The organism is Nonomuraea turcica, from assembly GCF_030718205.1.
In the GTDB taxonomy this organism is placed as follows: domain Bacteria; phylum Actinomycetota; class Actinomycetes; order Streptosporangiales; family Streptosporangiaceae; genus Nonomuraea.
Genome location: NZ_JAUZQF010000091.1, coordinates 1 through 1,029, shown reverse-complemented (window position 1 = coordinate 1,029; position 1,029 = coordinate 1). Strand labels below are relative to the sequence as shown.

Below are 1,029 nucleotides of genomic sequence, written 5' to 3'. Positions count from 1 at the left end.
CTAGGCCGTGTTTCATAAGGCACTGAGCCACTCGTTGATCGCGGCGATGGTGAGTGTGGCCTCGAAGCGGACAGCGAGCTTGTCGTACCTGGTGGCCATGGCGCGGTTGCGTTTGAGCTGGTTAATGCCGCATTCCACAGCGTGCCGCTGACGGTAAAGAGCGGGATCGAAGGCGGGAGGTCGCCCGCCCCTGGAACCCTTGGCGCGCCGGCTGGCGTCCTGGTCGGCCTTACTCGGGATGCACGCCTTGATCCCACGCCGGCGCAGATGGCCGCGGTTGGCCTTGCTGGTGTAGGCCTTGTCGGCCAGGACTCGATCGGGGCGGGTCCGGGGCCGGCCGCCGCCAAGACGACCGACCCGGATCTTGCTCAGCACGGGGATGAACTGCGGGCTGTCGCCGCGCTGACCGGCCGTCACCAGCAGGGCCAGGGGTTTGCGGCCCTGCTCGCAGGCCAGGTGCGTCTTGGTGGTCAGTCCACCGCGTGAGCGGCCCAGCGCGTGATCGTCCGGTTCGCTCTGCACTCCGCCGGGCGGTTCCTTCTGCAGGTGACCGTCCCGGCGTGCCCCGGCGGCGTGCTGATGGGCGCGGCTGATGGTGGAGTCCACGCTAACCGTCCAGCCGATTTTTCCGGCGGCGTCCGCGTGCGCCTGCATCGCGGCAAGGATCTTGGCCCAGGTGCCATCACGCTGCCAGCGGCGGAACCGGCCGTACACCGTTGACCAGGGCCCGTACACCTCGGGAACGTCCCGCCACGGCGCGCCGGTCCGGATCCGCCACCGGATCCCGTCAATCAACTGCCGCCTGCTCCACTTCGGCGGACGACCGCGGCCCGAGGCGGCGGGTAACAGCGGCTCCAGCGCTGCCCACTGCGCATCGGTCAGGTCATGCCGCCTCGTCACCGCTACGCTGGCCACGAGGTCTCCGGTACTTGGCTCTTCTTGGTCGTTGAACCAACTACCGGAGGCCTCGTCGTTTATCGATGACCGCCACGCCGCAAGCCCTCAAAGACCCTTTTGAAACACGGCCTA

At 68.1% G+C, this 1,029-nt stretch carries 1 protein-coding gene; it reads right to left on the bottom strand.

The annotated features are described in order from the left end of the window. Positions 1 to 12 precede the first annotated feature (12 nt). Entirely contained in the window at positions 13 to 900 is an 888-nt protein-coding gene (locus Q9G87_RS60335) for an IS5 family transposase (RefSeq protein ID WP_305925693.1), read from the bottom strand. Between the last annotated feature and the right edge of the window lie 129 nt (positions 901 to 1,029).